Raw genomic sequence first — 18,443 nt, 5'->3', positions numbered from 1 at the left:
CACCGGTGCGGACGCCCTACCGCAGTCCGTGCCGGTCCAGCCACGCCGCGATTTCCGCGGCGATCTCCTTCGGCCGGTCCTCCTGCGCGTGGTGCCCGGCTTCCCCGCACGCGACCACCTCGAGCCCGGCGATGTTCTCCGCGCACCACTGCGCCATCTTCTCGCCGATCAGCAGCGTCGGTGACCCCTCGAACGTCATGAGCAGCTTCGGCGTGCCGTCACTGGTGGCCAGCCACTCGTCGTAGGCCTCGATGCGCGAGACCAGCTCGGCCGGGTCGCCGCCCAGCGGCAGCTGACGCGCCCAGGCCAGCACCGGGCGGCGGCTTTCGGGGGTCGGGAACGGGGCGAGGTAGGCGGCCAGGTCGTCGTCGCTCACCGGGGTGCGCACGCCGCCGGTGAACGCCTGGCGGATGAACAGGTCCTGGGTCAGCACCATGTCCTCGCCGACGCCCGGGGTGCGGATCTTCCGCGACCGCTCGGCCGCCTGCGGCGACAGATCCTCCCACGCCATGGGCTTCACGATGGTTTCGAAGAACGCGAGCCCGCGGACCCGGCCGGGATTCCGCGCGGCCCAGTCGAAGGCGAGCGCGCCACCCCAGTCGTGGCCGACGAGGACGACGTCGTCCAGGCCGAGCGCGTCGAACCACGTGCCGAGGTGGCGGGCGTGGTCGGCGAACGTGTACGCGATGTCCGGCTTGGGCGAGCGGCCCATGCCGATGAGGTCGGGGGCCAGCAGCCGTCCGCCGCCGATGTGCGGGAGGACGTGGCGCCAGCTGTGCGACGAGCTCGGGTTGCCGTGCAGGAACACGATCGGCGTGCCGGTGCCGGTTTCTTCGTGGTGCAGCATCACTTCAGGACTCCAATGGGTTGTCGAGGAGCAGCGTGAGCTCGCGCGTCAGCGCCGCGGTGCGCTCGCCGCGCCGGCCGCCGAGCGGGGCGAGGAGCCGGTCGAGCAGCTCGGCCACGGTGGCGATCGCCGGCTCGGTCACCTCGCGGCCGCGGGTGGTGAGGCGCAGCCGGACGGTCCGGGTGTCGGCCGGGTCGCGGGTGCGCTCGACGAGCCCCTCGGCGTCGAGCGTGCGGGCGAGTTTGGAGACGTAGAGCGCTTCCAGTCCGGTGTGGTCGGCCAGCTCCCGCTGGCTCGGGTTCGCGCCGGCGCGTTCCAGGCCGAAGAGCGAGGACAGGAAGACGTACTGCGCGTGCGTCAGCCCGGCGGGGGCGAGGGCGCGGTCCACCGCGACCCGCCACTTCGTGGAAAGCCGCCAGATCAGGTGCCCGGGAGTGCTCATGCCGAATACTGTACATGGCTACTAATTACATGGCTACTATTTCCCGCGCCGCCGGGCCCGGCCGGTGCGACGCGGTTCAGCCGGCGAGCTCGCGGATGCGGTCCATGGCCCGCCGCACCTCGGCGAAGCCGGTGGTCAGCGGGCTCAGCCCGATGCGGATGCCGTCGGGACGCCGGAAGTCGATGAGCACGCCGTGCTCGATCAACACCCGCGAAAGCCGTTCGGCGTCCGGGTGGCGGAGGGTGACGTGGCCGCCCCGGCGGTCGTCCTCGCGCGGCGAGGCGACCGTGAACCCGAGCGGGACGAGCCACGCGTCCGCCAGCGCGATCACCCACCGGCCCAGCGCCACGGCCTTGGCCCGCACGCGGTCGATACCCGCTTCCGCCAGCAGCGCCACGCCTTCCCGGACGCCCACCATGCCCAGCACCGGTGGCGTGCCGGAGAGCGCGCGCCGGATGCCGGGCGCGGGGACGTACTCCGCGGCCATGCCGAAGGTGTCGGCGGCGCCCATCCAGCCGGTGATGGGCTGGCCGAAGGTTTCGTGGTGGCGCGCGTTGACGTAGAGGAACGCGGGCGCGCCCGGCCCGGCGTTGAGGAACTTGTACGTGCAGCCGACGGCGAAGTCCGCCTCGGCGGCGTCCAGCTCGACCGGGATCGAGCCGACGCTGTGGCAGAGGTCCCAGACGACGAGCCCGCCGCGTTCGTGCACCAGCCGCGTGACGGCGGCCAGGTCGGTGATCGCGGCCGTCCGGTAGTCCACATGGGACAGGGTGACGACCGCGGTCCGCGGTCCGACGGCCGCGGCGACGTCTTCGCTGCCGGCCCACCGCACGGTCAGCCCGAGTTCGGCGGCCACGCTCTCGACGAGGAACCGGTCGGTGGGGAAGTTCGCGGCGTCGGTGACGATCTCGTCGCGGCCGGGCCGCAGGGCGACGGCGGCCCGCAGCGCCTTGTAGAGGCAGACGGACGTCGAGTCGGCGACGATGGTCTGTCCCGGAGCGGCCCCGAGGGCGACGCGGCCCAGCTCGTCCCCGATCTCCTCGGGCAGGCTCAGCCAGCGTTCGTCCCAGGACCGGATCAGCCGGGCACCCCACTCGTGCGCGACGAGCTCCTGCAGCCGCTCGGCGGTGGCGCGCAGCGGACGGCCCAGCGAGTTCCCGTCGAGGTAGGCGATGACGCCGGGATCGGTGATCGGGACGAACCGGTCGCGAAAACCGGCGAGCTCGTCCTCGGCGTCGAGGCGGTCCGCGGCCTCGGGCGAGAGGTCGGCGGCGGTCAGCGGTTCTGTTCCTTCACCCGCACGGCTTCCTTGCGCACCTCGGCCTGGGTGGCGCGCTCCCGGACCAGCCAGTCGGGGCTTTCCGCCTTCAGCGCGTCGATCTGCTCGGTCGTGAGCGGCTCGGTGATGCCGCCGCGGGTGAGGCCGCCGATCGAGACGCCCAGCTTCGCCGCGACCACCGGCCGCGGGTGGGGGCCCGTGCGGCGCAGCTCCCGCAGCCACTCCGGCGGGTCGGCCTGCAGCGCGTTCAGTTCGTCGCGCGTCACGACGCCCTCCCGGAACTCCGCGGGGGTGGCTTCGAGGTACACACCCAGCTTCTTCGCCGCGGTCGCGGGCTTCATCGTCTGGGTGCTCTTGTGCGACGTCATGCCGTCCAGGGTAGCCAGCGTCACTCCCGGTAACCTGACCCGGTGACCTCTTTCAAGCTCGCGTACGTCCCGGGAGCGACCCCCGCCAAGTGGGTGCGGACCTGGGGCGAGCGGGTGCCGGAGGTGCCGCTGACCCTCGTCCCGGTCGCCCCGGCCGATGCCGCGGCCCTGCTGCGCAGCCGGGAGGCCGACGCGGCGCTGCTGCGCTCTCCGATCGACCGCGACGGCCTGCACGCGATCCCGCTCTACACCGAGACCACGGTCGTCGTGGTGCCCAAGGACCACCTGATCGCCGCGGCGGACGAAGTGTCCACCGTGGACTTGGCGGACGAGGTCGTGCTGCACCCGCTCGACGACACGCTGGAGTGGGCCGCCCGGCCGGGACGCCCGGCGGTTTCGCGGCCCGAGACGACCGCGGACGCGATCGAGCTGGTCGCGGCCGGGGTCGGGGTGCTCGTCGTCCCGCAGTCGCTGGCCCGGCTGCACCACCGCCGTGACCTCACCTACCGGCCGGTCGAGGACGCGCCGCAGTCGAGCGTCGCGCTGTCGTGGCTGGAGGAGGAGACGACGGACCTGATGGAGCAGTTCATCGGGATCGTCCGCGGCCGGACGGTGAACAGCACGCGCGGGCGCCCGCAGGCGCCGGCGGAGCGCAAGCGCCCGCAACGCAAGCCCGCCGCGGCGAAACCGGCCCGGCGCACCGGCGGCGCGGGGAAGCGGCGCAGGCGGGGCTGAGCCGCTACGAGGTCGTGCAGACGCAGTTGCCGTCGGCGCGGTCGGGCAGGTCGGGGTCGTCGAACCAGTGGCCGTTCTCGCCGAGGTAGCGGAACTGCAGCACGGTGCCCGGCGCCACGTCGACCGAAGCCGACCGGCGGCCGTTCGACCGCGGCGTGAGGTGGTGGCGGCCGGGGGTCCAGTCGTTGAACGAGCCCACGACGCTCACCCGGCCGGGCGGTGCGCCGACCGGGAGGCTGAAGGTGACGCGCTGGGTGCCGGCCCGGCTCTTGCTGATCTTGATCACTCGGGGACCTTTCGCGGAAGGGGTTTCGGGAGGGCGTGCTCGGCACTGAGCGCCGACATGGTCGCACAGCTGTGACGATTTGGTCACGCCCAGTACCCGATCGGGTTACCGCGCCGCTCAACGGTTCGCCACCGACCGGGTGGTCCTCGGGTGAACCATGATCATCTCGGGGTTGCCCGTGCACGGCGGTGGGAAACTGACTGCCGTGACCGTCGCCGCTGATCGTCAAGTCAAGGACCCGTGTGCCTGGCTCAGCGCCGTCACCCACGAGCTCGCCGACGCCCCTCCGGCCGACACGCGAGCGGTGCTCTTGACGGTGTGGGACGGGTTGGTCGCCGCCCGGCTGGCCGGGCTGTACGCCGCGGCCTCTTCACCCCGCTGGCGAGCCAGACAGCGTCACGCCGAAGCGGTCGAGTTCGATCTCGCCGTGCAGCTGGCGCGCAACTGCACCGTCGGCACCGGCCTGGCCATCCCGGCCCGGCTGCCCGGAGCCGCGGTCGCCTGGCCCGGAGAGCGGGCCGATGCGGCGATCGCCGCGGTGGTTTCCTACTGCGGCACCGCGGAATCGGTGCTGCGCCGGGCGGGTGAACTGACGCCGGTGTGGGAGGACAGCCTGCTCGGCCCGGTGGCGCTGACCCGCTGGCTGGCGGACTGCTGGACCGGCCGCCACACCGGCTGCCCCCTGGTGCTCCCGGTGCCCCCGCCGCCGTGGTGGCGCTGACAGCGTGTCCGTCAGGGGAAACCTGGTGCGAGGGGAGAGAGGAGGCCGAGGGTGACCGACCCGTGCTCGAGACTCCCGGAGGCAACCCGCGCGGCCGTGCGCGCGCTCCTGCTCGCCGAGCTGACGGCGGCGGGACGGCGCGCGCGAGCCGCCGGCTGCTCCCCCGAGGCGCTGACGGCGGTGTTCGAGACCCGGCGCCGTGCGGTCGAGGACGGCTGACCGGCGCGCCGCAAGCGGACGCATGAAGAAGGCCCGGTTCCCCCTCCCAGGGAACCGGGCCTTCCTCCCCCCTCGCCGGTGGATCAGCTGGTGGTCAGCGTCGTCGAGAGGACGTCGTTGGCCAGGTCGGGGTCGGTGCTGCCGAAGAGGCCCTTCCACGCGGTGAGCTTGATCTCGGCGGCGGACAGCGGCTTCTCGACGACCACCCGCGCACCGACGAACTCGTACGCACCCGGGTGACGACGGTCGTAGAAGAACCCGGTGACCTTGCCGGCCGGTTCGGTCGCGTAGTACTGCGGCATGCCACCGAGGCGCTCGACGACGCGCAGGCCGTCCGGCAAGGAAAGCTGGCCGCCGAACTGGTCGTAGACGTTGCCGACCGGGACCGCGGAACCGACGATGTCGATCACGTCGCCGACTTTCGGGGCCGTGTTGCTGATGATGATCTGCCCGGCCCGGTAGTCGACCTCGGCGGTGGCGAAACCGCTGTTCAGGCCGGTCACCCGCTGGCCGGCGGTCAGCACCACCGGATTCCCGAGCGTGCCGTTGTCGCCGCGGAACTTCGAGTCGCCACCCACCGTCGTCCAGCCCTGGCCGGCCAAGAGGGACCGGTCGGTCGACTTCACCGAGTAGCTGCCCGCCGGGAGGTTCTTGAACTCGTACTGGCCCTTGGCGTCCGTCTGCGTCTGGAGGTTGGTGCCGTTGATCACCATCCAGTGCCCCGCGATCGCCGGCTCACCCACCTCCCGCAGGCCGTTGCTGTTGCTGTCGAGCCACACGTCGCCGGAGATGGAGCCGGTGTCGGCGGCGTGCGCTGGGCCGGCGAGCACGAGCGGTGCGGCGACGGCGAGAGCGAGAGCGGCGAGGCGAGCGAGGTTCTTCATTGCGGTTTCCCCCTCGGGACTTTGTCGGCTGGTTCCGACACCGAGAACTCTGCCGGGCGGCCCTCCACGAAACCTCCAAGTGGCTTTTCAGCTTTTCTGGAGGCCGCCGTGTGCGGGAGGATCACAGGATCGTCACAGCGGGGACGATCGGGACAACGGCACCGCGGGGTTTCCGTCTGTAGGGAGGGTTTCTCGGACTGTGGGGGCGAACGTGGAATTCCGGCTGCTGGGCTCGATGGCGGTACTCGTTGCGGGGGAACAGGTCTCGCTCGGTGGCCCGAAGCCGCGCACCCTGCTGGCGGCGCTGGTGCTCAACGCCGGCCGCGTGGTGCCGGTCGACACGCTGATCACCGCGCTGTGGGGCGAGAAACCGCCGAACAGCGCCCGTTCGGTCGTCCACACGTACGTTTCCGCGCTGCGCCGGATGCTCGGCGACCGGGATGACGCGTTGCGAAGACAGGCGCCGGGATACCTGCTCGACGTGGCTCCCGAGTCGATCGACCTGGTCCGGTTCGAGCGGGCGGTGGGCGCGGGACGGCGAGCGCTCGCGGCCGGCGACGCCCCAGGGGCTTCGGAGACGCTGGCCGACGCGCTCGGGCTGTGGACCGGGTCCCCGCTCGGCGGAGCCGAAGGGGAGTGGGCGGAGCGGGAGCGGACGAAGCTGGAAGAGGCCCGGCTCGTCGCGGTGGAAGCGCGGCTGGAGGCGGACTTCCGGCTCGGCCGCGGCGGTGCGCTGGCCGGGGAGCTGACCGGGCTGGTCGCCGAGCATCCCCTGCGTGAACCGTTGCGGGCCAAGCTGGTGCTGGCGTTGCACCAGGCCGGCCGCCAGGCCGACGCGCTGGCCACCTTCCACGAAGCGCGCCGGGTGCTCGACGACGAACTCGGTGTCGCACCGGGACCGCAGCTGCAGGCGGCCTTCCAGGCGGTGCTCGCCGAACCCGCGGCCGAAGCGGCGCCGGCGGACGAACCGCCGCCGGTCGCGGCGCTCACGCCGGGCCTGCTGCCCGCCACCATCTCGGACTTCACCGGCCGGCGCGAAGACGTCGACCACGTGCTGAAGGGATTGCGCCCGGCCGGCTCGGCCGCCCGGATCTGCGCCGTCTCCGGCAAGCCGGGGTCGGGCAAGACCACGCTCGCCGTGCACGCCGCCCACCGGATCCGCGACCAGTACCCCGACGGGCAGCTCTACGCCACCCTCCACGGCAACCACCCCGACCCGGCCGACCCGGCCGAGGTGCTCGCCAGGTTCCTGCGGGCGCTCGGGGTGGCCGACGCGGCGATCCCCGCCGGCACCGCCGAGCGCGCCGGCCTGTACCGGTCGCTGCTCGCCGACCGGCGCGTGCTCGTGGTGCTCGACGACGCGGCGGGCGAAAAGCAGGTGCGGCCCCTGCTGCCCGCCGGTGCCGGCTGCGCGGTGCTGCTCACCAGCCGGGTCCGGCTGGCCGCGCTGGAGGGTGCCGCGCTGCTCGACCTGCACGAGCTGCGCGAGGAGGAAACCCTGGAACTGCTGGCCAAGCTGGTCGGGCCGAGGCTGGCCGCCGAACCGGCGGCCGCGCTGGAGATCGTGCGGCTGTGCGGGCACCTGCCGCTCGCGGTCCGGATCGCGGGCGCCCGGCTGGCCGCCCGGCCGGACTGGACGGTGGCCCGCCTGGCGCAGCGGCTGGGCCGCAAGCAGCGGCTGCTCAACGAACTCGTGCTCGGCGATCTGGAGGTCCGGGGCAGCCTCGCGGTGAGCTACGACGGCCTCGGCGGGCCGGAGCGCACCCTGCTGCGCCGCCTCGGCATGACGGGCGTCCAAGACTTCGCCGGCTGGCTCGCCGCGCCGCTGCTGGACACCCCCGTCGACGAGGCCGAAGACGTGGTCGAAAGGCTGGTCGACGCGCAGCTGCTCGACCCGGCGGGCACCGACGTCACCGGGCTGAGCCGGTACCGCATCCACGACTTGACCAGGGCGTACGCCCAGGAGTTGTGCGAAGCCGAGGAATCCGCCGCCGACGTCCGCGCGGCGCTGGACCGGGTGGGCCGGGACGCACTGGACCTGGTCCGCGGCGCGTCCGGCCGGACACCGCAGCCGTCCGGTTCCGGGCGGCTGGACCAGGCCGCCGTCGAAGGCATCCGCACCGATCCGGACGCCTGGTTCGAGGCCGAAGAGGAGCTGCTGGTCAGTGTGGTCGAGCAGACCAGCGAACGGGACCTGGTGGCCACCGCGGCAGCGCTGGCGTCCGCGCTGTCGTCGTCGAGCTTCGCGGCCCGCAACCAGTTCCGCCAGTGGCGGCGCACCCACACCGCCGCGCTGGCCGCGGCCCGGCGGGCCGGCGACCGCGCGGCCGAGGGCCTGCTGCTGAGCGGGATGGGGACGCTGTACTTCGAACAGGACCGGTTCGACGAGTCGCTGGCGTACTACCACCAGGCGCTCACCGCGTTCGCCGAAGTCGGCGACCGGCTCGCCCAGGCCAGGACCTGGTTGAGCATGAGCGTCGTGCTGCGCGAACACGGCTCGTTCGCCGACGCCGAACGGGCGCTGACCGAGGCGGTCCCGGTGTTGCGGAGCGAAGGAACCGACGAGGAGCTCGCCCAGGCCGAGCACAACCTCGGCATGATCCTCACCGAATCCGGCGACCTCGACCACGCGGTGGCGTCGGTGACCAAGGCGCTCGAGTACTGGCGCGCGTCGGGCAACCGCCGTGGCGCGGCGCTGGCCCTGCGGTCGATCGGCATCATCCACCGCGCCGCGGGCCGGCTCGGCGAAGCCGCCGACTGCTGTGCCCGGGCGGCGGCCGAACTGCGGATCGTCGGCAGCAGGCTCGTCGTCGCCTACGCCGACCAGGCGCTCGCGAAGGTGCGCATCCGGCAGGGCCGAGGCGAGGAGGTGCGGGCTTCGCTCGAGGAGACGCTGAACACCTGCAACGAGCTCCAGGACGGCTTCGGCCAGGCGCTGCTCCTGCGCACCCTCGGCGAGCTCGAGCTCGCGGCGGGGGACCCGGCGGCCGCCACGGCGCACCTGCAGCGGTCGCTGGAGTGGTGGCAGGCGCTCGACCTGCCGGTCTGGCAGGCCAGGACCCTGCGCGACCTGGCGATCGCGGCGGCGTTGTCCGGGAACGAACGGCGCGCCGTCGAACTGCGCGACAAGGCACGCGCGATGTTCGAGCGGTACGGCTGCCGCGAGGCCACCGAGCCGCTGCTGCTCCCGAGCCCGGTCCCGCCGGAAGCGCGACTGCGGTAGGGCACGCGGAGGCTGCCCGGCCTCAGCGGCCCAGGATCGCCAGGACCTCGGCCACGATCCCGGCCAGCCGTTCGCGGTCCGCCAGCGCTGCCGTCAGCCAGTCGTCGCGGGCCGGGCCGGCCGGTGCGTGCTCGCCGAACACCGTGCGGACCACCGTCGTCACCGCCTTCGCCGGTGCTTCGCCCCGGTTCAGCCGGGTCTCGATCGTCCGCAGGGCCTGCTCGGCCAGGTCCGCGAGCCGGGCGTCCGCCAGTTCGTGCCCGGCGACCAGTTCCAGCGCCGGGAGTTCGGCCGGCAGGGGGGCGACCGGGGCCTGTTTGTGCCCCAGCGGGCGCTCGACGTGTTCGGCGTGCCACGCCGGCCGGGTGCGCATGGCGGTCAGCACCCGGTCGACCTCGCGATCGAGCGTGTCGCGGGTGGCCGGCGGCTCGCCCGTGACCTCGGTGCGCCGCGCCGTCCAGCCGTCCAGGGGCCACAGCTCGGCACCGGCCGTGGCGGGCACGCCCACCCAGACCAGGATCTGCACCGCCAGGTCGCACAGCCAGGGGTCGCCGCCGAGGGCGTCGCCCAGCCACGCGGGCAGGCGGGGCCGCTGCAGCGCGCCGATTTCGCCGCGGCGACGGCGGTGCGCGTCGACCGTGGCCGGGGTGAGGCGGGTCGCCAGCCAGCCCTCCAGGTTCTCGATCGGGCCCGTCGCGCGCCGCAGCGCGTGGTCCACCACGGCCTCGACGTCGTCGTGGAAGCGGTCGAGGCAGTCGGGCCGCAGCCCTGCGAGCCCGCGGGCGCAGTCCGCGTGGCGGCGCCGGTGTTCCAGCGGCTTGGTGATCCGCGTGAAGACCAGCGGCCACGCCACCGTGTAGACCCCGCCGCGCAACCGGGCCAGTGCGCGGGGCCGTGCGGCCGCCGCCGCACCGGCGAGCAGGCCGTCGCGGGCCAGCCGCCGGACCCCGGCGACGTCGGCCGGGCCGGTAGTGTCGAGCACCCATCCTCCCCGATGCCGACGGAAAGTCGACGGGAAAATAGTCGGGCAGCCGTCGATGCGGAAAAGGCCGCTCGCGGGCCGAAATCGCGAGGAACTGGCCAACGACTGGCCACCGCGGAAACACCCGATCGGCCCAGCCGGTGCCGCCGATCGCGCAGAAGTGCCCGTGTCAAAATAACTGGCCATGGCACAGGACGGGGTGCTCCGGGAACTCACCACGTTGCGGCGTGGCTGGGGATTGGAGGCCGATCGGCTGCGCAGCAGGCTCGGCCCGCTCGTTTCCGGCTGGTGCGAAATCCACCGGACGACGAGCGACCGCGATGCCCGCCGGGTTCTGCGCGAAGCGATTTCGGCCGCGATCGCGGAATTCCCGGCCGACGACCGGTTGGCGGTGAACGTCGCGCTGGGTATCGCGCCCGGCGCGCAGCACGCGCTGCTGAGCGACCGGATCGGGGTGCTCGCGGATCGGTTGCGCGTCTCGGAACGCACGGCCCGGCGCCGCGTCGACCGGTCGTTCGCCCGGCTCGCGGCGGAGATCGAGGCCGGCGCGCGGCCGGGCGACGGCGGGCCCGACCCGGACGAGGGCTGGTTCGTCAAGCGGCTCAAGGTGCTCGTCCGGCTCGACACCGGCGAGCCGGAGGTGACCGAGGAACGGCTGATCGTGGCCACCCGCGACGCCCTCGGCCGGATTTCCGCGCAGTTCACGGTGCCCCGCACCGAAGACGGGAGCGACGGCGAGCGCGACGTCGCCGCGGACGCCCGGCACGGCGTGCGGATCAGCGACGGCACCCGGGACGGCCAGCGGCACTTCCGCTGGCTGCTCGACCTGCCGCGGCCCCTTTCCCGCGGGGACAGCCACACGTACTCGCTGGTGTTCCGCATCCGGGACGGCCGGCCGATCCGGCCGTCGTACGTGTTCGTGCCGCTGGTGACGTGCGAGTCGTTCGAGGTGCGCGTCCGCTTCGACCCGCGACGGCCGCCGCGGGTGGTGTGGCGGCTGGACCGCGTCCCGCCCTCGGTGCTCGCCGACCCGCCCCAGCCGGGCGACCCGCTCCCGCTGGACGGCGCGGACGAGGTCGCGCAGGAGTTCGCCGCGCCTCAGCTGGGGTACGCGTACGGGCTGCGCTGGCTGCCCGGCGAAGATATTCCTTGACGTGAATATTCTGCTGTGTGAATACTAACGGCATGGACCGGATTGCCGCAGCGCTGGGGGACGCCGCGCGGTGGCACATCGTCGAACTCCTCGCCGAGCGTCCCCGCTCGGTCGGGGAGCTGGCCGAGCTGACCGGGCTCCGGCAGCCCCAGACCACCAAGCACCTGCAGACCCTCGCCCGCGCCGGCCTGGTCACCGTCTTCCCGCTGGGGCAGCGGCGGGTCCACGCGCTCGAAGCCGAGCCGCTGAAAGCGTTTGCGGGACGGCTGCAGGAGCTGGCCGACGCCACCGAGGCGCACGCGGGTGAGCGCGACGCGGTGGCGCGGTACCGGGCGGCCATCGAGGCGGAGTCGGCGGCCGCGGGCGCCGACCGGCGGGCGGACGGGCGCACGTTCGCGTTCGACCGCCTGCTGCCCGCGCCGGTCACTGACGTCTGGCGGCACTGGACGGACCCGGAGCTGCTGGCGTCCTGGTGGGTTCCCCCGTCGATGACGGTGGCCGCCTGCGTCCTCGAGCCGCGGCCGGGCGGCCGGGTCGTGCTCGGGTACCGCGACGCCGACGGCGAGTACCACGCCGAAGGCCGGGTGCGCGTCGCGGAGGAGCCCGCTCGCCTCGGGTTCGAACTCGCGGTGACCGGTCCTGCTTCGTTCACCGGCCACTACGACCTCGAGCTCCGCCCGGACCCGGCCGGCACCCGGCTGCGGCTGGGCCTGCGCATTTCCGCCACCACGGTCGGGGCCGTCCCCTTCGTCGCCGGGATCGAAACCGGCTGGAGTCAGGTGCTCGACCGCCTCACCGACGTGCTTTCCGAACGAAAGGCCTGAAATCATGACCGAACCGACCGGCCGCCGGGTGACCGCGAACCTGAGTCTCACCCTCGACGGGCGCTACCACGGGCCCGCGGGGCCCGCCGACATGGCCGCGATCCTCCCGTACGCGACGACGGAAGTCGCGCGGCGTCACCTGAGCCGGATCTGGGCGGGGGCGACGACGGCGGTCCTCGGCCGCCGCAACGCGGAGGGGTTCCTGGGGTTCTGGCCGACGGTCGCCGCCGACGAGAACGCCGACCCGCGCGACCGCGGCTATGCGCAATGGCTGGTGGACGCCGAAAAGGTCGTCTTCTCCACCACGCTGTCCGACGCGCCCTGGGAACGCACGCGGCTGGTGAACGCGCCGGCTGCGGACGTCGTGACGAAGCTGAAGACGACGGCCGGGGGCGACATCCTGGTGAACAGCAGCGCGAGCATCATCAAGCCGTTGCTCGCGGCGGACCTGCTCGACCGCCTGTATTTGATGGTCTGCCCGGAAATAGCGGGCGGCGGCCCCCGCCTGTTCGACGACGGCCTGCCGTCCTCGAAGTGGCAGCTGACCCACCACGAAGCCGGAGACCTGGGGGAGATGGCAGCGGTCTACGACCGCATCCGCTGACCGCCGGTAACTGTCCACTGAGGACCTCGGGGCCCGGGGTTGCACCCCCGGAAAACACGCGGATCGAGGAGGGGCACGCGCGTTCCGCGGGCACACCTCACCCACCTCGATCCGGTAGGGCGGGCGGGGCTCGAACCCGCGGCCAAGGGATTATGAGTCCCCTGCTCTAACCAACTGAGCTACCGCCCCCTCACCTCGGCACCTCAGCGGGACGAGGTTTTGCATGTGCACAGAACACTCAGTTCGCTTCAAGTTATCACAGCGGCCATCCGGGCAGATCCGGTAGGCCAAACAGGTTGAAGTGGCCGCCGACCGGCGCACGCTCGTCTAGGTTGCAAGGGCGTCACCGCTGACCGGAACGGCGGGAGGAAGCAATGGTCTCTGCCACTCCGTCCCGTTCCCGGGCGGCCTGGCTGGCGTGGCTGGACGCGTTCGCCGTGGGGGCCGGGCTGGGTTACCTCGCGCACGAGTACCGGGAGGTCGTCGTGGCGAATCCCGGGGTCATCGGTTTGACGCTGCTGCTCGTGTTCGCGGCCGGCTACTTGATCCGCGCGGCCGTGCGGGCGTTGCGCCGCGCGGGTTCGCGCATCGACGAGATTTTCGCGGAAGAGCTGGAAAAGAAGCCCTCGCCCCGCCCGCGGTGACGGAAAAGCCTTGGCGGGCCGGGCGAAAGCGCGGATTCCGCTCCGGTCGTGCTGGACGGTGGTTGCCGCAACCCTCCACAAAGGACTTGCGGCGCCCCGGTCAGGCCCGCACCAGCTCCCGCTGCTCCTCGGCCGCGTACCGCCGGGCCAGGGTGGCGCAGACGATCAGCTGGATCTGGTGGAACAGCATCAGCGGCAGCACGATCAGTCCCACCTGCGCGTGCCCGAACAGCACCGTCGCCATCGGCAGGCCGCTGGCCAGGCTCTTCTTCGAGCCGCAGAACACGATCGTGATCCGGTCCGCGCGGGCGAAGCCCAGCAGCCGGGCGCCCCGGCCCGTCGCCGCCAGCACCGCCGCGAGCAGCGCGCAGCACACCACCACCAGCACCAGCAGGTGCGCCAGGTCGAGCCGGTGCCAGATGCCCTCGGTCATGCCCGCGCTGAACGCCGTGTAGACCACCAGGAGGATCGAGCCGCGGTCGACCAGCTTCAGCGGCGCCGCGTGGCGCGTGATCCAGCCGCCGATCCAGCGGCGGGCGAGCTGGCCGGCCACGAACGGCGCCAGCAGCTGCAGCACGATGCCGAGCACCGCCGAACCGTCGACGCCCGCGCCCTTCCCGGCCAGCAGCAGCGCGACCAGCAGTGGCGTCAGCACGATGCCGGCCAGGTTGGACAGCGACGCGCTGCAGATCGCCGCGGCCACGTTGCCGCGGGCGATCGAGGTGAACGCGATCGACGACTGCACCGTCGAGGGCAGCACCGCCAGGAACAGCACCCCCGCCGCCAGCTGGGCGGGCAGCACCGACGGCGGCAGCAGGAACAAGGCCAGGCCGAGCAGCGGGAACAGGACGAACGTCGCCGCGAGCACCACCGCGTGCAGCCGCCAGTGCCGCAGCCCTTCGAGGGCTTCCTGCGTCGACAACCGGGCGCCGTACAGGAAGAACAGGAGGCCGACGGCAATCGTGGTGGCGACGCCGAAGCCGTCGGCCACCGCGCCCGAGGCGGGCAGCAGGGTGGCGACGCCGACGGTGGCGAGGATGGCGAGGACGAACGGGTCGAGCCGGATGCGGGACATGGATCTCCTTCCGCAGCAATTCTCGGCGACGCCACGCTCATTGTGAACCCCGATGACCGGACTGACTGTCATCGTGAACCGCGATAAGCTGCCCCGGTGCTGGACCCGCGCCTGTGCCGTTCGTTCCTCGCCGTCGCCGAGACGCGCAGCTTCACCGCGGCCGCGCGGCGGCTCGGGGTCGGGCAGCCGACCGTCAGCCAGCACGTGCGACGGCTCGAGCGCGACGCCGGCGGCCTGCTGTTCGCCCGCGACACCCACACCGTCGAGCTCACCGCGCGCGGGCAGGCGATGCTCGGGTTCGCGCAGACCGTCGTCGACACCGAAGAACGCGCGGAGCGGCACTTCCGCGGCGCCGAACTCCGCGGCCGCGTGCGGTTCGGCGTCTCGGAGGACTTCGCGCTCGGCGAGCTGCCGGAGATCCTGCACCGGCTGCGCCGCAGTCACCCGCTGGTGGACGTCGAACTGACCGTCGAGCTGTCGGACGTCCTGGCGCAGCGGCTGCGCTCCGGGCAGCTCGACCTGGCGCTGGGCAAACGCCGTCCGGGCGCGCACCACGGCCGGCTGCTCTGGCGGGAGCCCCTGGTCTGGATCGGGTCGGCGGCCACGGTGCTGGAACCCGGCCGCCCGGTGCCGCTGGTGCAGTACCCGATGCCGTCGATCACGCGGCAGCTGGCGGTGGAGGTGCTCGAACGCGCGGGCCTGGAGTGGCGCGCGGCGTGCCAGACGTCGAGTTTGACCGGCCTGCGCGCCGCGGCGGCGGCCGGGCTGGGCGTCACCCTGCACGCGCGCAGCCTCGTCCCGGCCGACCTGGCCGAGCTCGACGGCCTGCCCGAACCGGGCGACATCGAGTTCGTGCTGCTGGCGCGCGAGTCGATGGAGGGCCCGGCGGCGGCGCTCGCGGAGTTCATCTTGGAGCGTGTGCGGCGCTAGTCCTCCGATGCCCCCACCGCCACCCTCAATGGAGGAGCTTCGCTCCCAATTACACTTCGTCACCCGTCAACAGGCGGCGCAACCGACCCAGCGCGCGGTGCTGCGCCACCCGCACAGCGCCCGGTGTGGACCCCACCGCAGCGGCGGTTTCCTCCGCCGAGAGCCCGACCACCACCCGCAGCACGACGATCTCCCGCTGCTTCGGCGGCAGCACGTCCAGCAGCCGGCCGAGCCGCTCGTTCAGCTCGAAGCGCAGCACCCGCTGCTCCGGACCGACTGTGTCGCTGACGCCGTCCGGCACTTCGGGCACCGGGTCGGCGCGGTTGCGGGCCGCCGCGCGGTGGGCGTCGGCCACCTTGTGCTGGGCGATGCCGTAGACGAACGCGAGGAACGGGCGGCCCTGGTCGTGGTAGGACGGCAGCGCCGTCAACACGGCGAGGCAGACTTCCTGGGCGACGTCGTCGGCCGAAGCGAACGACCGCTCGTGCCGTCCGACGCGGGCCCGGCAGTAGCGCACCACCAGCGGGCGGATGGTGGCGAGCAGGCGCGCGGTCGCGGCGTCGTCACCGGCGGCCGCGGCGGCGACCGGCTCGTCGTGGCGCCGCCAGTGCGGCGGGAACGCTTCGGCCGGCTGCGTCGCCGCGATCTTGCGGACCAGCGCCCGGCTGCGCACCCGCAGCAGGGTGCCCTCCACGTCGAGCCCGGCGCGCAGCGAGTCATGCAGGGCGGCGTTGGACTCCCGCAGCTGCTCGGTGATCGCCCGATCCCCGTACTCGGTTGCCGGCATTTCGCTCACCTTTTCCTGTCCCGCTGGTCACCGGGCCGGGCGGCCCGGAGTCGCCTGAGGCGTTCCCGCACGTGGCGGAGGGTGGACCGGACGGTCGCGGGGGCGACCCGGAGCGCCTCGGCGATCTGGGACGGCGTGAACCCGTCGAGCGACCACGCCAGGACCATCCGCTGCTTGCCCGGGAGGGCGGAAAGCAGCTCGATGAGGCCCGCGTGCTGCTCGACCAGCCCCGCGAGCTTCTCGTCGTCCCGCGGGTCGCCCGCCAGTGCCCAGTCCGTCCGCGCGTCGCCCGGGGCCTCGATGAGCCGCCCGGCGACCCGGCGCACCCAGGCCCGCGGGTCCTCGACGATCGGCCACGCCTCCAGCGCGTGCAGCATCGCCTCGGCGGCGACGTCCCGCGCCGTCTCGACCTCGAACCCGGCCTTGCAGAGGAACGCCACGAGGGCCGGGAAGTCGGCGCGGAAGAACGCGTCGAACTCGTCGTGACCGCACACGGCACCCCACCACCCCTCGCCCTCACAAGGACAGGTGCGCTGAGGTGACCGCCACGTGTAACGATCCGGTCAAGACTGCTCGGGAGGAGTAATGCACCGCGTTGCCTCGGTGACGGCTGGTGACGAAGGCCGCGCGCACGTCCGTGTCACCGGCCGCGAACGGCGAGTTCCGGACACGCGGCGGACCGCGTTCCCGACGGCCACGTTTCGATCACTCCCGACCGGAAACCCCTCCCGGACAACAAGGAAGCGGACCGGTGACACCCGGTCCGGGGCCCGTCGGCGGCCGCAGACCTCGCCGATCGGGTGACGTGATCGACATCGAGATCCCCGGAAGAAAGGCGTACTCTCATGTGTTGCAGTCTTGGTTGCCCGGAGGGTGAGCCGGGGACCGAAGCCAAAACCTCCTTGACCCAAGCGGATACGCTCGCGCGTCCGCCGCGGTTAAGTCGGTTGACGCGCCCCAACAATGGGAAGCAGTAAGAGATAGGAGGTGAACGAAGGAAATGGAAGCCACGATGACGGGCTGGGCGGAACTCGCGGCCTGCAAGGACGAGGACCCGGAACTGTTCTTCCCGATCTCCGAGGTCGGCCCCGGCGCCCGGCAGACGGCGCAGGCGAAGGCCGTGTGCGCGCGCTGCCCCGTGCGCGCCGAATGCCTCGGCTACGCGCTCGACAACGGCCTTGACCACGGCGTCTTCGGCGGCACCACCGCGGACGAACGCCGCAGGCTGGTGCGCACCGCGCCGCAGCGGCACCGAGTGGCCTGACCGCCGCCCCGGTGACCTCTTCCCGGCGGCCTCGAGCACAACCCCCGAAAACGGAGTAAATCCGAATCGGCCGTGTGCGCGCCCGGGTGGGTGATTCCGCGTGAATCACCCACCCGGGCTTTTTTCTGCGCGCGATATCTATGCGCGGTTTTGCATCTTTTCCCCGGGTGCGTGGCCTTCGTGCTCTCCCGGCCACGTCTCCGGCAGGCCCCACGCCGCCGCCGTGGCCGACTCGAACGCGGCCATCGCCGTGATCAGCCCGTCCTCGATCGTGAGCAGCGTGACCCCGAACCACCGGTGATCGTGCTCTCCCGGACGCCGCAGGTAAGTGGCCACCGCCGGCTGGCGGTTGGCGCGCACCGGCCGCATCCGGAACCGCCCGACGCAGTCCGGCGACGCCGGGTCCAGCGAGAACGAGAGCGCTCGGGCGATCGAAGCGCGGTTGCCGAACCACAACGTGTACGGCGGCATGATCGCCTGGGCGTCTTCGTGCAGCAGCCGGGCCACCGCCGACACGTCGCCGGCCTCGTACGCGGCGATGAACCGCTTGAGCAGCGCCGTTTCCTCGGCCGTCGGGTCGCCGACCGTCCACTCGGCACGCCGCGCGGGCAACCGCTCACGCAACGTCGCCCGCGCCCGCTGGAGCGCGCTGTTGGCCGATGCCACGCTCGTCTCCAGCGACGCCGCCGCCTCCTTCGCCGACCAGCCGAGCACGTCCCGCAGGATCAGCGCCGCCCGCTGGCGCGGCGGCAGGTACTGGACGGCGGCGAGGTAGGCGAGCTCGATGGTTTCCCGCTCGACGACGGCGTCGTCCGGGCCCGCGCTCTCGAGCAGCCGGTCCGGGTACGGCTCGAGCCACGGCAGGTCGGCGGCCTCGATCGGGCCGACCGGCTCCCCGGCCGGGCCGAGCTGGTCGGGCAGCACGCGCCGCGGACGGCGGGCGAGCACGTCGAGGCACGCGTTCGTCGCGATCCGGTAGAGCCAGGTGCGCACGCTCGCCCGGCCCTCGAACCCGTCGCGGCCCTTCCACGCGCGCAGGAACGTCTCCTGCGTGAGGTCTTCGGCATCGGCCAGGGAACCGAGCATCCGGTAGCAGTGCACCTGGATCTCGCGGCGGTGCTGTTCGACGAGCGTCTCGAAGTCCTGACCCACCCCGGCACGCTAGCGCACCCGGGC

General features: G+C 72.9%; 21 protein-coding genes and 1 tRNA gene. 10 read left to right on the top strand and 12 right to left on the bottom strand.

Annotated elements, in window-relative coordinates; translation table 11 throughout:
- Window positions 1–16: 16 nt before the first annotated feature.
- From IE317_RS29690 to IE317_RS29675, 4 genes are all read right to left on the bottom strand, one after another.
- Complete coding sequence (locus tag IE317_RS29690; RefSeq protein WP_191314653.1) at window positions 17–847, bottom strand: haloalkane dehalogenase; 831 nt, start codon at window positions 845–847, stop codon at window positions 17–19.
- A 4-nt stretch (window positions 848–851) separates the two neighbouring features.
- Window positions 852–1,289, bottom strand: a complete 438-nt coding sequence (locus IE317_RS29685) for a MarR family winged helix-turn-helix transcriptional regulator (protein ID WP_191314652.1) — start codon at window positions 1,287–1,289, stop codon at window positions 852–854.
- Between the two features lie 76 nt (window positions 1,290–1,365).
- A complete protein-coding gene (locus IE317_RS29680; RefSeq protein WP_191314703.1) occupies window positions 1,366–2,568 on the bottom strand; it encodes a kynureninase in 1,203 nt (400 codons plus the stop codon).
- Entirely contained in the window at window positions 2,565–2,936 is a 372-nt protein-coding gene (locus IE317_RS29675; protein ID WP_191314651.1) for a DUF5997 family protein, read from the bottom strand. The genes IE317_RS29680 and IE317_RS29675 overlap by 4 nt, the downstream gene beginning before the upstream one ends.
- 42 nt (window positions 2,937–2,978) lie before the next feature.
- On the opposite strand from IE317_RS29675, the gene IE317_RS29670 reads away from it, so the two are divergent.
- A complete protein-coding gene (locus tag IE317_RS29670; protein ID WP_191314650.1) occupies window positions 2,979–3,671 on the top strand; it encodes a LysR substrate-binding domain-containing protein in 693 nt (230 codons plus the stop codon).
- A gap of 4 nt (window positions 3,672–3,675) precedes the next feature.
- Here IE317_RS29670 and IE317_RS29665 read toward each other — a convergent pair whose 3' ends face one another.
- Window positions 3,676–3,957: an isoamylase gene (locus tag IE317_RS29665; protein WP_191314649.1), complete on the bottom strand. Its 282-nt coding sequence runs from the start codon at window positions 3,955–3,957 to the stop codon at window positions 3,676–3,678.
- Window positions 3,958–4,162: 205 nt separating this feature from the next.
- Here IE317_RS29665 and IE317_RS29660 point away from each other — a divergent pair, with 205 nt between their 5' ends.
- Together IE317_RS29660 and IE317_RS29655 are read left to right on the top strand one after the other, a co-directional pair.
- The gene (locus IE317_RS29660; RefSeq protein ID WP_191314648.1) at window positions 4,163–4,678 is read left to right on the top strand and encodes a hypothetical protein; all 516 of its coding nucleotides are present in this window, start codon (window positions 4,163–4,165) and stop codon (window positions 4,676–4,678) included.
- A gap of 51 nt (window positions 4,679–4,729) precedes the next feature.
- A complete protein-coding gene (locus tag IE317_RS29655; RefSeq protein ID WP_191314647.1) occupies window positions 4,730–4,897 on the top strand; it encodes a hypothetical protein in 168 nt (55 codons plus the stop codon).
- Between the two features lie 83 nt (window positions 4,898–4,980).
- Here IE317_RS29655 and IE317_RS29650 read toward each other — a convergent pair whose 3' ends face one another.
- Entirely contained in the window at window positions 4,981–5,781 is an 801-nt protein-coding gene (locus tag IE317_RS29650) for an SdrD B-like domain-containing protein (RefSeq protein WP_191314646.1), read from the bottom strand.
- 199 nt (window positions 5,782–5,980) lie between these two features.
- On the opposite strand from IE317_RS29650, the gene IE317_RS29645 reads away from it, so the two are divergent.
- On the top strand, window positions 5,981–9,004 hold the full coding sequence (locus tag IE317_RS29645) for an AfsR/SARP family transcriptional regulator (RefSeq protein WP_229902992.1): 3,024 nt from the start codon (window positions 5,981–5,983) through the stop codon (window positions 9,002–9,004).
- A gap of 22 nt (window positions 9,005–9,026) precedes the next feature.
- Here the strand turns inward: IE317_RS29645 and IE317_RS29640 are convergent, their stop codons facing one another.
- Window positions 9,027–9,986, bottom strand: coding sequence for a hypothetical protein (locus tag IE317_RS29640; RefSeq protein WP_191314645.1), 960 nt, complete (start codon window positions 9,984–9,986; stop codon window positions 9,027–9,029).
- 184 nt (window positions 9,987–10,170) lie between these two features.
- On the opposite strand from IE317_RS29640, the gene IE317_RS29635 reads away from it, so the two are divergent.
- From IE317_RS29635 to IE317_RS29625, 3 genes are read left to right on the top strand one after another with little or no spacing between them, the layout of a single operon-like run.
- A complete protein-coding gene (locus IE317_RS29635) occupies window positions 10,171–11,139 on the top strand; it encodes a hypothetical protein (protein WP_191314644.1) in 969 nt (322 codons plus the stop codon).
- A gap of 32 nt (window positions 11,140–11,171) precedes the next feature.
- Window positions 11,172–11,963 carry a metalloregulator ArsR/SmtB family transcription factor gene (locus IE317_RS29630; RefSeq protein ID WP_191314643.1) on the top strand — a complete coding sequence of 264 codons (792 nt, stop codon included), beginning with the start codon at window positions 11,172–11,174 and terminating at the stop codon, window positions 11,961–11,963.
- Between the two features lie 4 nt (window positions 11,964–11,967).
- Complete coding sequence (locus IE317_RS29625) at window positions 11,968–12,567, top strand: dihydrofolate reductase family protein (protein WP_191314642.1); 600 nt, start codon at window positions 11,968–11,970, stop codon at window positions 12,565–12,567.
- Window positions 12,568–12,682: 115 nt separating this feature from the next.
- Here IE317_RS29625 and IE317_RS29620 read toward each other — a convergent pair.
- A tRNA-Ile gene (locus tag IE317_RS29620) sits at window positions 12,683–12,756 on the bottom strand.
- Window positions 12,757–12,941: 185 nt separating this feature from the next.
- On the opposite strand from IE317_RS29620, the gene IE317_RS29615 reads away from it, so the two are divergent.
- Window positions 12,942–13,211: a hypothetical protein gene (locus IE317_RS29615; protein WP_191314641.1), complete on the top strand. Its 270-nt coding sequence runs from the start codon at window positions 12,942–12,944 to the stop codon at window positions 13,209–13,211.
- Window positions 13,212–13,311: 100 nt separating this feature from the next.
- On the opposite strand, the gene IE317_RS29610 is transcribed toward IE317_RS29615, so the two are convergent.
- Window positions 13,312–14,286 carry a bile acid:sodium symporter family protein gene (locus tag IE317_RS29610; protein WP_191314640.1) on the bottom strand — a complete coding sequence of 325 codons (975 nt, stop codon included), beginning with the start codon at window positions 14,284–14,286 and terminating at the stop codon, window positions 13,312–13,314.
- Between the two features lie 96 nt (window positions 14,287–14,382).
- Between IE317_RS29610 and IE317_RS29605 the strand changes: the two genes are divergently transcribed.
- Window positions 14,383–15,216, top strand: coding sequence for a LysR family transcriptional regulator (locus tag IE317_RS29605; protein WP_191314639.1), 834 nt, complete (start codon window positions 14,383–14,385; stop codon window positions 15,214–15,216).
- Window positions 15,217–15,265: 49 nt separating this feature from the next.
- Here the strand turns inward: IE317_RS29605 and shbA are convergent, their stop codons facing one another.
- Together shbA and IE317_RS29595 are read right to left on the bottom strand one after the other, a co-directional pair.
- Complete coding sequence (gene shbA / locus IE317_RS29600) at window positions 15,266–15,862, bottom strand: RNA polymerase sigma factor ShbA (protein ID WP_191314701.1); 597 nt, start codon at window positions 15,860–15,862, stop codon at window positions 15,266–15,268.
- A 146-nt stretch (window positions 15,863–16,008) separates the two neighbouring features.
- Window positions 16,009–16,497: an RNA polymerase sigma factor gene (locus IE317_RS29595; protein ID WP_191314638.1), complete on the bottom strand. Its 489-nt coding sequence runs from the start codon at window positions 16,495–16,497 to the stop codon at window positions 16,009–16,011.
- Between the two features lie 506 nt (window positions 16,498–17,003).
- On the opposite strand from IE317_RS29595, the gene IE317_RS29590 reads away from it, so the two are divergent.
- Entirely contained in the window at window positions 17,004–17,267 is a 264-nt protein-coding gene (locus tag IE317_RS29590; RefSeq protein ID WP_091315704.1) for a WhiB family transcriptional regulator, read from the top strand.
- Window positions 17,268–17,405: 138 nt separating this feature from the next.
- On the opposite strand, the gene IE317_RS29585 is transcribed toward IE317_RS29590, so the two are convergent.
- On the bottom strand, window positions 17,406–18,419 hold the full coding sequence (locus tag IE317_RS29585; RefSeq protein WP_191314637.1) for an RNA polymerase subunit sigma-70: 1,014 nt from the start codon (window positions 18,417–18,419) through the stop codon (window positions 17,406–17,408).
- Window positions 18,420–18,443: the final 24 nt, after the last annotated feature.

Source organism: Amycolatopsis bullii (assembly GCF_014654205.1).
Classification (GTDB): domain Bacteria; phylum Actinomycetota; class Actinomycetes; order Mycobacteriales; family Pseudonocardiaceae; genus Amycolatopsis; species Amycolatopsis plumensis.
Note: the sequence above shows the minus strand (reverse complement) of the source record. Positions and strands in the feature narration are given on the sequence as shown.

Coding starts and splice junctions, on each gene's coding strand:
- IE317_RS29615 (WP_191314641.1), top strand. CDS start 12,942: ATGGTCTCTGCCACTCCGTCCCGTTCCCGGGCGGCCTGGCTGGCGTGG.
- IE317_RS29685 (WP_191314652.1), bottom strand. CDS start 1,289: ATGAGCACTCCCGGGCACCTGATCTGGCGGCTTTCCACGAAGTGGCGG.
- IE317_RS29610 (WP_191314640.1), bottom strand. CDS start 14,286: ATGTCCCGCATCCGGCTCGACCCGTTCGTCCTCGCCATCCTCGCCACC.
- IE317_RS29650 (WP_191314646.1), bottom strand. CDS start 5,781: ATGAAGAACCTCGCTCGCCTCGCCGCTCTCGCTCTCGCCGTCGCCGCA.
- IE317_RS29625 (WP_191314642.1), top strand. CDS start 11,968: ATGACCGAACCGACCGGCCGCCGGGTGACCGCGAACCTGAGTCTCACC.
- IE317_RS29690 (WP_191314653.1), bottom strand. CDS start 847: ATGCTGCACCACGAAGAAACCGGCACCGGCACGCCGATCGTGTTCCTG.
- IE317_RS29675 (WP_191314651.1), bottom strand. CDS start 2,936: ATGACGTCGCACAAGAGCACCCAGACGATGAAGCCCGCGACCGCGGCG.
- IE317_RS29635 (WP_191314644.1), top strand. CDS start 10,171: ATGGCACAGGACGGGGTGCTCCGGGAACTCACCACGTTGCGGCGTGGC.
- IE317_RS29630 (WP_191314643.1), top strand. CDS start 11,172: ATGGACCGGATTGCCGCAGCGCTGGGGGACGCCGCGCGGTGGCACATC.
- IE317_RS29590 (WP_091315704.1), top strand. CDS start 17,004: ATGGAAGCCACGATGACGGGCTGGGCGGAACTCGCGGCCTGCAAGGAC.